We start from the raw sequence: 12,895 nt of genomic DNA on the forward strand, positions 1-12,895 counted from the left end.
TCCCTCCGGAGGAATCACGTGGCGCCCGTTACTCGTAGAACCTTCCTCGGTTCCGCAGCCGCGCTCGGCGCGGTGCTGGGACTGGATGCCCTGCCGGGTGTCGCGCCGCGCGCGGCGGCGGCGACCACGGGCACGATCACCGACGTCAAGCACGTCGTCGTGCTGATGCAGGAGAACCGCAGCTTCGACCACTACTTCGGCACGCTCCAGGGTGTGCGCGGCTTCGGCGACAAGGCCACCATCCAGCTGTCCGGTGGCAACAGCGTCTTCAACCAGCCCAACGGCAGTGGACGGCAGTACCCGTGGCGGATGAGCACCACCGCTCCGGCCGACGGCCAGACCTCCGAGCAACTGGCGCAGTGCGACGGTTCGTTGGACCACTCGTGGTCGACGCAGCACACCGCCTGGAACAACGGCAAGATGGACTCGTGGGTCTCGGCCAAGGGCACGGACCGCACGCTGGGCTACCTGTCCCGCGCGGACATCCCGTTCCACTACGCGCTGGCCGACGCCTACACCGTCTGCGACGCGTACCACTGCTCGATCCTGTCGGCGACCGGTCCCAACCGGACCTACCTGTGGTCCGGCATGATCGATCCGTCCGGCTCGGCCGGGGGCCCGGCGTACGACGGCGGTTCCGAGTCCGGTCTGTCCTGGCAGACCTACGCCGAGGCACTGCAGAACGCGGGCGTCAGCTGGAAGGTCTACCAGAACGCCAACGACAACTACGGCGACAACGGCCTTGCCTACTTCAAGCAGTTCGCCAACGCCTCGACCGGCAGCGACCTCTACACCAAGGGCATGGCCTCGGTCCCGGCGGTCACCGGTTCGACCCCGGACGACATCGCCGCCGCCATCAAGGCCGACGCCCAGGCCGGGACGCTCCCGCAGGTCTCCTGGGTGGTCGCCAACCAGGCGTTCTCCGAGCACCCCGACTGCCCGCCCAACGACGGTGCCCACTTCCTCAACCTGGTGATCCAGGCGCTGGCCGCCGACGAGACCACCTTCGACTCGACCGTCCTGTTCCTCAACTACGACGAGAACGACGGCTTCTTCGACCACGTCCCGCCGCCCGCCGCCCCGTCGGGGACCTCCGGCGAGTTCTACTCCGGCACCAACATCGGCCTCGGCTTCCGCGTGCCCATGCTGATCGTCTCGCCGTGGACCCGCGGCGGCTGGGTCGACTCCCAGGTCTACGACCACACCAGCGTCATCCAGTTCCTGGAGACCTGGACCGCAGCCCTGGGCACCCCGGCCGCGTGCGCAAACATCTCAGCCTGGCGCCGCCAGGTCTGCGGCGACCTCACCGGCGCCTTCGACTTCGCCAACCCCGTCTACGGCCTGCCGTCCCTGCCCAGCACCAGTGCGGTCTTCGGTCAGGCCAACTGCGACCCGCTGCCCAATCCGGCCCCGACCACCAACGCGCTGCCGGCGCAGGAGTCCGGCACCCGCTCCGCCCGCGCGCTGCCCTACCAGCCCAACGCGTGGGTCGACCACATCGAGTTCGACTCGGGCGGCAAGACGCTGGTCTGGATCCGGATGGCCAACCAGGGCGCGCAGGCCACCAGTCACGCCCACTACTCGATCTACGCCAATGCCTACCGCAGCGGCGGGCCGTGGCAGTACACCGTCGCGCCCTACGCCAACGGCACCGACGGCACGACGATCGACTACTTCAACGTCGGCACCAACTACGGTAGCGGCAAATACGACCTCACCTGCGTCGGCCCCAACCGCTTCCTGCGCCACTTCACCGGCAACACCACCGCCGCGGGCAAGAGCTGCGAGGCCACCACGACCTACGCCACCGCGCCGGACACCGGGAAGGAGGCGCTCTACGTCCACATGACCAACACCGGGACCAGCACCGTCACCTTCACGGTCACGTCGAACAACTACCGCAGTGACGGCCCGTGGACCTACCAGGTCGCCGCCGGACAGACCACGTCGGACTACTTCAACGCGGTCGCCAACCAGGACGGCTGGTACGACTTCACGGTCACCGTCAGCGGCGACTCCAGCTGGAGCCGCCGCGTCACCGGCCACATCGAGACCGGCTCGGCCAGCGTCACCGGCTGACCCGTCGTCAGGACCGCTCCCGAGGCGGCGCGTCCAGACCGCAGCTGTGCTGCGGGATGGGCTGCTCCGCCTCGGCGACGCGGGCCGGATTGCGGATCAGCGCGGCGGCCAGCACGCCGCTCAGCAGGCAGAGCGAGGCCGAGACCAGCGAGGCCTTGTGGAACCCGGCCGAGAACGTGGCCGGGTGCAGATAGGCGTCGCCGGTGATCCCGGCGACGGCCGGCAGCACCGCGACCGCGACCAGCGAGGCGGCACGTGCCACGTCGTTGTTGACCGCCGACGCCATGCCCGCGTGCTGCGCGGGGGCGGAGGAGAGCGCGGTCGACGTCAGCGGCGCGACCACCGTTGCCAGCCCGAAGCCGAGGACCAGCACGGCGGGCAGCACCTCGGTCCAGTACGTGCCGGAGCCGGTGACCCGGACCATCAGCGCGATGCCCACGCCGACCAGGCACGGGCCCACGCTCATCTGCAGCCGCGGCCCGATCCGTCCGGACAGCGCGCCGGAGCGCGCGGAGAGCGCCAGCATGATCAGCGTCAGCGGCAGCAGCGAGACCCCGGCCTCCAGCGCGGAGTAGCCGGAGACCTGCTGCAGTTGGATCGGCAGCAGGAACAGCACGCCGCCCAGCGCCCCGTACATCACGAAGGTGACCACGTTGGTCGCGGTGAACTGCCGTGAGGAGAAGAGCGAGAGCGGCAGCATCGGGGCGGGCGTGTGCCCCTCCCACCAGACGAAGGCCGCCAGCAGTGCCACCCCGCCGAACAGCGAGGTGAGCACGCCCGCGCTCTGGAAGCCGCTGGACGGTCCCTCGATCAGCCCGTAGGTGACGCCGACCAGGCCGAGCGTGATCAGCGCCCCGCCGGTCAGGTCGATCCGCGTTCCGCGCGTGGCCGGATCGCGCGACTCGGGGACATGACGCAGCGCCACTGCCACCACCCCGACGGCCAACGGCAGGTTGATCACGAAGATCAGCCGCCAGGACACCGCCTGCACCAGCCAGCCGCCCAGGAACGGGCCGATGGCGGTGGCCACCCCGCTCAGCCCGGACCACGCGCCGATGGCCCGGCCCCGGTCCTCGGGGACGAACGACGCTTCCAGGATCGCCAGGCTGCCCGGCGTCAACAGCGCTGCGCCGACGCCCTGCAACGCGCGCGAGGCGATGAGCACCGACACGTTCGGCGCCAGCCCGCAGAGCAGTGACGCGCAGGCGAACCAGACCACGCCGATCACGAAGAACCGCTTGCGCCCGTACCGGTCGCCGAGCGAACCGGCGACCAGCAACAGGCCTGCCAGGGTGAGGGTGTAAGCGGTGACCACCCACTGGAGTCCGGCCAGTCCGACGCCGAAGTCCCGACCGATCGCGGGCAGGGCGATGCCGACCACGGTCGCGTCGATGGACGCCAGCGCGGAGCCCATCACGGTGGCCGCCAGCACCCACCGGCCGGGGCCGGTTCCGAACCGCAGTGCGGGTGCGGCGTCGTCTGCGGGTTGCGCCGGCGGCGGGGCCGGAGAAGGCGTGCCCATGATCGCAGCGTAGCCCGCCGGGCCCGTCGGACCCGGCGGATTCCGCGAGTTTCGCGCGCACGGTTCCGCGCGTGCGAGTGATGTACGGGGCGCTCCGGCTCAGCCGGTGACGCTGGCCGAGCCGGTCTCGATGTGGCCCATGGCCCGGCGGCTCCAGCTGGAGTCGGCATCGACGGTGACCGTGAAGTCGTACCAGCCGTCGGCGATGGACACGGCGTTGAAGAAGTCCGAGACCGTCGCGCCCGGTGCGACCTGGTAGGTCCAGGTGCCGCTGCGGTAGTGGTTCGAGGTGATGGTGTAGGTGACGGTGGCAGTGCCGGTGTTGGTCATGGTGAACCAGACCGCGTCCTTGCCGCTGTCCGGCGCCGGGGCGTAGTGGGTCGTCGCCTCGCAGCCCTTGGCCGCGCCGTTGGCGTTGCCGGTGAAGTGGCGCAGGAAGCGGTTGGGGCCGACGCAGCTGAGGTCGTAGTCGCCGTTACCGTAGTTGGTGCCGACGTTGTAGAAGTCCCGGGTGCTGCCGTCGGTGCCGTTGGCGTAGGGCGCGACGGTGTACTGCCACGGCCCGCCGCTGCGGAAGTTGTTGGCGTAGACGGAGTAGTGGGCGTAGGCGGCGGCCTGCGCGCCCTGGTTGGCCATGGTGATCCAGACCTGGACCTGGCCGTTGGCGCCGTACGTGACGCTGTCGATCCACGCGTTGGGCTGGTAGGGCAGCGCGCGGGCGGAGCGGGTGCCGGACTCCTGCGTCGGCATGGAGTTGGTGCCGGGAGCCGGGTTGATCTGCAGGTTAGCCGTCGCCTGGCTGATCGTGGCGCTGGTGTCCGGCAGGGACGGCAGGCCGTAGACGGGGTTGGCGAAGTCGAAGGCGCCGGTGAGGTCGCCGCAGACCTGGCGGCGCCAGGCTGAGATGTTTGCGCACGCGGCCGGGGTGCCCAGGGCTGCGGTCCAGGTCTCCAGGAACTGGATGACGCTGGTGTGGTCGTAGACCTGGGAGTCGACCCAGCCGCCGCGGGTCCACGGCGAGACGATCAGCATGGGCACGCGGAAGCCGAGGCCGATGTTGGTGCCGGAGTAGAACTCGCCGGAGGTCCCCGACGGGGCGGCGGGCGGCGGGACGTGGTCGAAGAAGCCGTCGTTCTCGTCGTAGTTGAGGAACAGGACGGTCGAGTCGAAGGTGTCCGGGTCCGCGGCGAGCGCTTGGATGACCAGGTTGACGAAGTGCGCACCGTTCTCCGGCGGACCGTCGGGGTGCTCGGAGAACGCCTGGTTGGCGACCACCCAGCTCACCTGCGGGAGCGTCCCGGCCTGGGCGTCGGCCTTGATGGCGGCGGCGATGTCGTCCGGCGTCGACCCGGTACTCGGTACCGATCCCATGCCCTGCGTCGCCAGCGGGCTCGAACTGGGCGCGCTGGTGAACTGCTTGAAGTAAGCCAGGGCGTTGTCGCCGAAGTTGTCACCGGCGTTCTGGTAGACCTTCCAGCTGACGCCCGCGTTCTGCAGTGCCTCGGCGTAGGTCTGCCACGAGAGCCCGGACTCGGAACCGCCGTCGTACGCCGGGCCGCCCGCGGTGGCGGACGGGTCGATCATGCCGGACCACAGGTAGGTCCGGTTGGGACCGGTCGCCGACAGGATCGAGCAGTGGTACGCGTCGCAGACGGTGTAGGCGTCGGCCAGCGCGTAGTGGAACGGGATGTCGGACCTGGTCATGAAGCCCATGGTCCGGTCGGAGCCCTTGGCCGAGATCCAGGAGTCCATCTTGCCGTTGTTCCAGGCGGTGTGCTGCGTCGACCAGGAGTGGTCCAACGAGCCGTCGCACTGGGCGAGTTGCTCCTTGCTCACACCCCACCACCAGGTGGAGGTGTCGCTGAGCTGCCACGGGTACTGCCGTCCACTGCCGTTGGGCTGGTTGAAGACGCTGTTGCCACCGGAGATCTGGATGGCCGAGCGGTCGTCGAAGCCGCGCACGCCCTGGAGCGTGCCGAAGTAGTGGTCGAAGCTGCGGTTTTCCTGCATCAGCACGACGACGTGCTTGACGTCGGTGATCGTGCCCGTGGTCGCGGCGGACGCGCGAGACGTGGTGCCGGGCAGGGCGTCCAGTCCCAGCACCGCGCCGAGCGCGGCTGCGGAACCGAGGAACGTACGACGGGTGACGGGCGCCACGAGAGGCCTCCGGAACGAGAGATTCAGACCGACGCCGAAGACGATCCAACGCTCGGATGTCAACTGGCGGGTAACAAAGTGGCAGGACGGTGAATCAAAGCGAACGCTTGGACCAGACTCGTTACCGAACAGTAATGATGGGGCGTGAGCGCACGCGGATCGGGCGGCCTGCGCGGCCTCGTTTCGGCTGCGCTGCGTGACGTCGGACGGCCCGGAGCCCGATCCGACACTCTTTCAGCAGACAATCAGCCTTCGTTCAGACTTTTCTGAGGCGGTCTGCGATTTCCCTGGTCACAGCGCCTGACGGTGGGTCTGCTCCGGGCGCCGCTGCGTCCGAAAGCGGGACCTTGATCCTCCATCACGGTGACGGACCGATCGCTCAGCGCGACATTCGACGAACCATCAGATTGTCTGATTATGCGGCGCGGGTCTTCCGGCCCGTCTGCGCGGTGCACAGTGCACCGTGGCCGCACCGTCTCGGAGGTCCATCAAAAATGCGTTCTGTTCGCGTTCTCGCCGCGGCCGGTCTGACGGCCGGTCTGGTCGCGCTGCCCGTCTCCTCTGCCTTCGCCGCCACCACCACGGCGCCGGCCGGCCACCACCACCCCGCCGCTGCCTGCGTCAAGGCCGCCAAGGAGCTCGACAAGGCGAAGGACGACCTGAAGAAGGCCCTGAAGTCCGACAAGGACTGGGCCATCGCCAAGGCCAAGCGGGAGGTCGCCCGCGCCTGGGACCGTGTCCAGGACGCCTGCTGCCTGGGCCACCGCGACCACCGCGGTCATGTCCAGGCCGGTCTCGGCGGCACCCAGAGCGGCACCGACAACGGTGCCCTCGCGGGCGGCGCCGCTGCCGTCGCCGCGGCCGGCGTGGGTGGCACGGCGCTGGTGCGCCGTCGCAACCTCGGTCGCTGAGGTAGCAGGTCCCGCAAGTAGTGAAGTAGTGAAGTAGCGAAGGTGCAGTTGCTTGCCGCCGCGCGCACGGACATCGGACATCGACGTCTGACGTGCGCGTGGCGGCAGAACTGCGTGACACAGGCATCGCCCGATCGACTGATCGCCTGACCGACTGACTGTTTGATCGTTCGACAGGTCGATCGCCTGACCGCTTGATTGCTCGACATGGTCGACTCGCTCGACCTGCTTGTTGAAGTCCGGAGACCACCATGGCTCAGCCGCGCAGCGGTAACTCTTCTCGCAGCCAACGGATCGGCTGGACGCTGGTTGCCGCGTCCGCCGTGCTCGGCGGCGTCATGCTCGCCGCTGCCGCCCCCGGCTCATCGCCGCCTCCGCCGCCCTCGGCGGCAGACGCGCTCCCGTCCGGCTCCGCATCCGGCGCCGCCGCCGAGGACGCGGCGCTGGGCTTCCCCGACATGGCCGACTCGGTTCCGACGCGGATCCGCATCCCGGAGATCGCCGTGGACGCGCCGCTGATGCCGCTGACCACCGACCCCACCGGCCAGAGCCTCGCCGTCCCGCCGGACGACAACCGCAACCTGGCGGGCTGGGACAGCCAGGGCGTCACCCCGGGCAGCATCGGCACGGCGGTCATCGTCGGCCACGTCGACAGCAAGACCGGCCCCGCCGTCTTCTACGGCCTGAGCGTGCTGCACAAGGGCGAGGTCATCGACGTCCTGCGGGCGGACAGGCACACCGCGGAGTTCACGATCGACGGGATCAACGTCTACGCGAAGAGCGCCTTCCCGAGCTCCGTCTACGACAACACCCTTCGCCCGGAGCTCCGACTGATCACCTGTGGCGGCTCCTACAGCAGTGCCGGCGGCTACAACGCCAACGTCGTCGTCTTCGCCCACCTGACGAAGGACATCCCACCGTCCGGCGCGGGTTCGACGACCGCATCCGTCAGCGCGTCCCCTGGTGCGTCCCCGAACTCCTCTCCCAACTCCTCTCCGAACTTCCCCCCGAAGGTGTCGCCGTGACGACGACCGTCGCGTAGCCCATGGTGAAGGCGCGGCTGCGTCAGCGGGACTACGCGTCCGCGAGCTCCACGTCGAGCGCGGACTGCAGCCAGGCGTGGGCGGCTCCCAGCGTGGGCGCCGTCGACAGCTCGCCCGCCAGTTGCCAGTACCGGTCCATCACCGGCTCCGCGCCCAAGGCGAGCGCCCGGCCGAGCGTGCGGCGGAACGCCGGGGTGTCGCGTGCGTCCTGTGCGCGGGCGTGCGCGTCCACGAAGCAGTCGAGCGCCGCGCCTGGATGGGGCGGGCGCTGCGCGAGGAGCGGGGCGAGGGCCAGGGTGTAGGCCTCGAACAGGCCGTCGTAGAGCACGTCGGCGCGGGGCACGACCGGCCGGTGCGCGGCCAGGCACGCGTCGGAGGCGGAACCGGTCAGCGCGTGAAGTCGGGCGAAGGTCAGCACCTGCGCCGGAGTGGGCGCTTCGGGGAGCTGCGGCACGGCCATGTCGGTGATCGAGGCCACCAGCCGGGCCGGGAGCGGGTACGGCAGGAGCCGTCGCCAGTACCGGACCACCGCGTCCGTGTCCGGCGGCGAGGCGAGCGCGCCGATCAGGCGCAGCCGCTCGGGCCGCTGCTCCGGCGCGGACTCGTGCAGCAGCCGCAGCCCTGCCTCGCGCCAGCGCAGCGCGGTCAGTTGGACGCCGAGCTCGTCCAGCTGCCGTTCGACGACATCCGCCAGCGCGGCCCCGTCCAGTCCGGCCCCGTCCGGCGCGTCGCCGCGCTCGCCGTCCAGTACCCGGCCGATCTCCGGCAGCGGCATGCGCAGTCCGCGCAGCGAACGGATCAGCTGCAGCCGCTCGACGGCCTCCGGCGCGTAACGGCGGTGCCCGCCGCTGCTCCGGTCCGCCTCGGGCAGCAACCCCCGGTCGGACCAGAAGCGCAGGGTCTTCACGGTCACCCCGGCGCGCTCGGCGAGTTCGCCGATGGTCAGCAGCTCGGGTCGGGACACGACTTGAACCTCCATCAGGGGGAGTTCCTACGGTACTGGTACGGCGCGGCCGCACCCGGAGGGTGTACCGCGGGGGACAAGAGACGTGGAGGTCTCACCATGACGGCATTCATCCTGGCCTCCGGCCCGTTCACCGGCGCAGCCGTGTGGGACGAGGTGGCCGCCGGGCTGCGCGCGGCCGGTGCGCAGGTGCTTCCCGCTGCGCTGGCCGGAGCGGAGGGCGCGGAGGGGGCGGGGGCCGACCTGGAAGCGCACATCGAGGAGGTTGTCCGGCTGATCGACTCCCTCGATGCGGCTGACGCAGGCGATGCCGGAGACGCGCCTGACGCGTCGCCCGTGGTCCTGGTTGGCCACGACTACGGCATCCACCCCGTGCTCGGCGCGGCGGCGCGGCGGTCGGAGCGGGTGGCCCGGATCGTGTACCTGGACGCGGGCCTGCCGCAGGACGGCGATGCGCCGCTCGCGCTCGTGCCCGACCCGGGCGTCCACGCGCTGCTGAGCGGGCAGCCCGACGCGCTGGTCCCGCCGCCCGAGGGGGAGGAGTGGCAGCGCTGGGGCAGCACCGCCGGACTCTCCGCGCAGCACCTCGACCGCCTCTCCGCGCTCGCCGCGCCGCAGCCCGGCCGCACGCTGACCCAGCCGCTGCGGCTGACCGGCAGCATCGACGCGGTGCCGACCAGCGGCATCCTCTGTACGGCGGGCGGCACCACGATCGCCGCGGTGCAGAACCTCGTCTCCTACGGACCGCCGCAGTTCCGGTGGCTCGCCGACCCACGGATCGGCTTCTTCGAGCTGGCGACCGGCCACTGGCCGATGCTCTCCGAACCGCAGGCGCTGGCCGGGGCGTTGCTCAGCGCCGCCGCAGGGGAGGGACGACGGCTGGATCCGCCGAAGGACGCGCCCGAGGGCGCGGCCGGGCGCCCGCAGGGCTTCCTGTTGGACGTTCCGGAGTGCCCTCGCGAGCGCATCGGTCGGGTGGACCTGCACCTGCCGGACGGGGGTGCGGCGAGCGGGCCGCGTCCGGCGATCGTGTTCGTCCACGGCGGCCCGCTGCCCCGCGACATGGAGCCGGGTATCCGCGACGCGCCGCTCTACCTCTGCTACGCCCGACTTGCAGTGAGCCTGGGCGTGGTCGGCGCGGTCGTCGCCCACCGCCTGCACGCCCTGACCGACTTCCCGACCGCTGCGGCGGACGTCGCCGAGGCGGTGGAGACGGTCCGCAGCGACCCGCGCGTCGACGCCGACCGCGTCGCCCTCTGGTTCTTCTCCGGCGGCGGCCTGCTCACCACCGACTGGCTCGCCGCACCGCCGAGTTGGCTCCGCTGCCTGGCCGCCAGCTACCCGCTCCTCGCCCCGCTGCCGGCCTGGCTCGCGGTCGACCCCCACTTCCGCCCGGCGGACGCCCTCCACGGCGCGACCCGCCTGCCCCTCGTCCTGACCCGCGCCGGTCTTGAGGGCCCCGACATCGCCGCCACCGTCGCGGACTTCCTCACGGCGGCGAAGGACGCCGGAGTCGCGGTCGACATCGTCGACGTGCCGAACGGCCACCACGCCTTCGAACATGCCGACCAGACGGACGAGTCCCGCGCGGCCGTCCTCGACGGGATGCGCGCGGTCCTCGCCTACCTCGAAGGGTGAGCCCCGGGTCTCGCGACGCCTGCTGAGACTCGCCGGCTCACTCCCTGGCGGGGGCCTTACCAATCGGGCAAGTAAGTGATATCACTTTGTTCAGCAGAGGATCGGCAGCGGATCAGCAGCAGGGAGAAGGACATGGCGACGACACTGCAGCTGGAGCGCGCGATGCCGGGGGCGACGATGGCGGTCCAGGACCGCCACGGCAGCTGGGCGATCCTGCTCGATGGCCAGGAGGTCGGGCACATCGCACCGGACGAGGCCTTCGAGACGCAGGTGGCGCCCGGCTCGCACACCCTCCAGCTGACCTCGACCGGCAAGCGCCGCAGTCCCGTCCGGACGTTCAGCGCCGCGGACGCGTCCACGGTTGAGTTCCGATGCCACTCCCAGCCGGTCTGGCCACTGATGCTGATGGCACTGGCGCTGCCCGGGCGGTGGATCGCCCTCAAGCAGCGCTAGTGCCGCGTCAGCGCAGCGCTGGTGCAGTGCTGAGGGGCGTGGGCGCCGGTGCGGGTCACGGCTCCGGTTCGCGGGGGCTGCCCTCGGCCCACACCTGCTCGACGGCGCCCCACCACTCCCAGCACTCCGGGCAGCGGCACTCCGGGGCGATCTCCTCGACGTCCCCGATCGGCCGGGTGTCGGCGACCGGATCGATGCGGTAGCCGCACATCGCCACGAACGCGCCCTGGCGCACGACGTGCCAGCGTGTGGTGTCCCGGCCGACCGGATCGGCCGGCTCGTGCTGCGCGCGCAGCTCGTAGCCGGTCACTCCCACACCCCGGCGTCGCCGCCCTGCCAGTCGATCAGGCCGGGCGCGTCGACGGCGTGCTCGTCGAGGCCCGCGCGGCGTAGGAACTCCAGCACGTCCGTGAGCCCGTAGGCCTTGCCGACATGGGCGGTGAGGATGTCGACCCGGCGGAACGGACCGGTCTGTGGGTCGGTTTCGACGGGGTGCACGACCACGTGCGTGGCGTGCCCGGTGTCCCTGATGTCCCCGGCGCCGTCGGCGTCGCTGATGTCCTCGGTGTCCTCGGCGTGTGGCTCGCTCATGCCGTCCAGCGTGGGGAGGCCACGCAGTGATCGCACTCGGGTTCGGCATACCGCCACTCGAACGAATGAAACGAACGAACAAGACGCAGCGGAGCGGATCGGGCCGTTCGCGCAACTGCCACGCGGCCGTAACGGTGGTCCATTGACCGGGGCCACGGCACTTGCGAGCATTCCGGGCATGACGTCGTCGGAGTGTCCCCGCATCAGGTAGCCCGCAGTACCGGGCTACCACGCCGTGCCGTGGCCGACCCCGGACAGAGGATCACCTGTGCTGCCAGCGCTCATCGCGACGCCGGACCCGCAGCCGCCCGCCGCCGAGCGGCCGGACGGAGCGGCTGCCGTGCTGCGGGCCGTCCTGGACCAGGGCCCGTTGGCCCGCACCGCGATCGCGGGGGAGACCGGGCTGAGCGCTGCGGCCGTGTCGCGGCATGCGGCGGACCTGCTCGCGATGGGGCTGGTCCGGCAACCACCCGAGCCCGCGCAGCCGTCCCGGCCGGGACGCCCACGGATCCCCCTCGACATCGACACCTCGCACCACTTCGCTGCGGGCGTGCACATCGCCGTGCCGCAGCTGACGTTCTCGCTGACCGACCTGCGCGGGCGCGTGGTCGCGTCCGAGCGTGTGCCGAGGGAGCCGCACCCCGGTGCGGTCCTGCGGCAGGCGGCCGGACTGCTGCCGGGCTTCGTGCGGCGGCACGCCCGGGGCGGCTCGGTGCTCGGGCTCGGCGTGGTCACCGGCGGCTGGGTGGATCCGGGCGCGGGGCTCCTCGTGGAGAACGCCGCACTCGGCTGGCGTGACGTCCCGCTGCGGCGCGCGCTGCAGCGGATGGTCCGGTTGCCGGTCCATGTCGAGGGGCACGCCCGGGCGCTGGCCCGGGCGGAGCTGCTGTTCGGTGCGGGCGGAAACGGCGTTCTCGTGCACCTGTTCGTGGGCAACGCCGTCGACGCGGCGATCGCCACCGGCGGGATCCTGATGCGCGGCCGTCGGTACGGTGCAGGCGGCATCGCGCACCTCCCCGTCCCCGGGTCGACGGAAGCATGCCCGTGCGGTCGTACCGGCTGCCTTCAGGTGACCGTCGCTGACCGCGCCGTCGCGGAGCGCGCCGCAGCCGAGGGCATCGTCCCGCGTCCTGACCTGCCGTTGCTGCTGCGTGCCGCGCGTGCGGGCGACGCCCGTGCCCTGGAGCTGTGCCGGTCCCGGCTCCGGGCGGTAGCCCGTGCGGTCCGGCCGATGCTCGACCTGATCAGCCCGGACACCGTGGTGCTGACCGAGAGCGTGACCCTCCATCTTCCGGAACTGCTGGCCGAGTTGAGCCGGGATCTGGGCGCTTCCGCCGGTCAGGTGCGGGTCGGCTCCTTCGGCGTGGACACGCTCGCGGTGGCGGCGGCTGCGCCGGTGCTCGCGGCGGTCTACCAGGACCCGTTGGGACTGCGCACGGTCGGGGGTACGCGGTGAGGCGTGACCGGGTGGGGTTTCTTCCGCGCCGCCAGAAAACGTTGTCCGCACGGTCATCGGGGCAGCAGACTGCTGCCATGG

At 71.3% G+C, this 12,895-nt stretch carries 11 protein-coding genes; 6 read left to right on the forward strand and 5 right to left on the reverse strand.

The genetic code is table 11. The features are described from left to right. Positions 1 to 18 precede the first annotated feature (18 nt). Positions 19 to 2,079, forward strand: coding sequence for a phosphocholine-specific phospholipase C (locus tag ABH940_RS03690; protein WP_370104217.1), 2,061 nt, complete (start codon positions 19 to 21; stop codon positions 2,077 to 2,079). 7 nt (positions 2,080 to 2,086) lie between these two features. Here ABH940_RS03690 and ABH940_RS03695 read toward each other — a convergent pair whose 3' ends face one another. Together ABH940_RS03695 and ABH940_RS03700 are read right to left on the reverse strand one after the other, a co-directional pair. Continuing rightward, positions 2,087 to 3,601 carry a DHA2 family efflux MFS transporter permease subunit gene (locus ABH940_RS03695; protein ID WP_370071878.1) on the reverse strand — a complete coding sequence of 505 codons (1,515 nt, stop codon included), beginning with the start codon at positions 3,599 to 3,601 and terminating at the stop codon, positions 2,087 to 2,089. A gap of 99 nt (positions 3,602 to 3,700) precedes the next feature. Next, positions 3,701 to 5,758, reverse strand: coding sequence for a phosphocholine-specific phospholipase C (locus ABH940_RS03700; protein WP_370104219.1), 2,058 nt, complete (start codon positions 5,756 to 5,758; stop codon positions 3,701 to 3,703). 494 nt (positions 5,759 to 6,252) lie between these two features. On the opposite strand from ABH940_RS03700, the gene ABH940_RS03705 reads away from it, so the two are divergent. Together ABH940_RS03705 and ABH940_RS03710 are read left to right on the forward strand one after the other, a co-directional pair. Next, positions 6,253 to 6,669 carry a hypothetical protein gene (locus ABH940_RS03705; protein ID WP_370104220.1) on the forward strand — a complete coding sequence of 139 codons (417 nt, stop codon included), beginning with the start codon at positions 6,253 to 6,255 and terminating at the stop codon, positions 6,667 to 6,669. A gap of 251 nt (positions 6,670 to 6,920) precedes the next feature. Beyond that, a complete protein-coding gene (locus ABH940_RS03710) occupies positions 6,921 to 7,694 on the forward strand; it encodes a class F sortase (RefSeq protein ID WP_370071875.1) in 774 nt (257 codons plus the stop codon). Between the two features lie 49 nt (positions 7,695 to 7,743). Here ABH940_RS03710 and ABH940_RS03715 read toward each other — a convergent pair whose 3' ends face one another. Further along, complete coding sequence (locus ABH940_RS03715) at positions 7,744 to 8,676, reverse strand: MerR family transcriptional regulator (protein ID WP_370071874.1); 933 nt, start codon at positions 8,674 to 8,676, stop codon at positions 7,744 to 7,746. Between the two features lie 99 nt (positions 8,677 to 8,775). Between ABH940_RS03715 and ABH940_RS03720 the strand changes: the two genes are divergently transcribed. After that, positions 8,776 to 10,314 carry an alpha/beta hydrolase gene (locus ABH940_RS03720; protein WP_370104222.1) on the forward strand — a complete coding sequence of 513 codons (1,539 nt, stop codon included), beginning with the start codon at positions 8,776 to 8,778 and terminating at the stop codon, positions 10,312 to 10,314. A 132-nt stretch (positions 10,315 to 10,446) separates the two neighbouring features. Then, positions 10,447 to 10,767, forward strand: a complete 321-nt coding sequence (locus ABH940_RS03725; protein WP_370104224.1) for a hypothetical protein — start codon at positions 10,447 to 10,449, stop codon at positions 10,765 to 10,767. 55 nt (positions 10,768 to 10,822) lie between these two features. On the opposite strand, the gene ABH940_RS03730 is transcribed toward ABH940_RS03725, so the two are convergent. Beyond that, positions 10,823 to 11,077: a hypothetical protein gene (locus ABH940_RS03730; protein WP_370071871.1), complete on the reverse strand. Its 255-nt coding sequence runs from the start codon at positions 11,075 to 11,077 to the stop codon at positions 10,823 to 10,825. Next, positions 11,074 to 11,358 carry a hypothetical protein gene (locus ABH940_RS03735; protein WP_370071870.1) on the reverse strand — a complete coding sequence of 95 codons (285 nt, stop codon included), beginning with the start codon at positions 11,356 to 11,358 and terminating at the stop codon, positions 11,074 to 11,076. Before ABH940_RS03735 ends, ABH940_RS03730 begins: the two co-directional genes overlap by 4 nt. 268 nt (positions 11,359 to 11,626) lie before the next feature. On the opposite strand from ABH940_RS03735, the gene ABH940_RS03740 reads away from it, so the two are divergent. Then, positions 11,627 to 12,814: an ROK family protein gene (locus ABH940_RS03740; protein ID WP_370071869.1), complete on the forward strand. Its 1,188-nt coding sequence runs from the start codon at positions 11,627 to 11,629 to the stop codon at positions 12,812 to 12,814. Positions 12,815 to 12,895 lie beyond the last annotated feature (81 nt).

It is taken from the genome of Streptacidiphilus sp. BW17 (assembly GCF_041262485.1).
Lineage (GTDB): Bacteria > Actinomycetota > Actinomycetes > Streptomycetales > Streptomycetaceae > Streptacidiphilus.

What these genes read in the sequence shown, in the direction of transcription:
- ABH940_RS03695 (WP_370071878.1), bottom strand. Translation starts at nt 3,601, where the DNA reads ATGGGCACGCCTTCTCCGGCCCCGCCGCCGGCGCAACCCGCAGACGAC.
- ABH940_RS03705 (WP_370104220.1), top strand. Translation starts at nt 6,253, where the DNA reads ATGCGTTCTGTTCGCGTTCTCGCCGCGGCCGGTCTGACGGCCGGTCTG.
- ABH940_RS03710 (WP_370071875.1), top strand. Translation starts at nt 6,921, where the DNA reads ATGGCTCAGCCGCGCAGCGGTAACTCTTCTCGCAGCCAACGGATCGGC.
- ABH940_RS03720 (WP_370104222.1), top strand. Translation starts at nt 8,776, where the DNA reads ATGACGGCATTCATCCTGGCCTCCGGCCCGTTCACCGGCGCAGCCGTG.
- ABH940_RS03725 (WP_370104224.1), top strand. Translation starts at nt 10,447, where the DNA reads ATGGCGACGACACTGCAGCTGGAGCGCGCGATGCCGGGGGCGACGATG.
- ABH940_RS03735 (WP_370071870.1), bottom strand. Translation starts at nt 11,358, where the DNA reads ATGAGCGAGCCACACGCCGAGGACACCGAGGACATCAGCGACGCCGAC.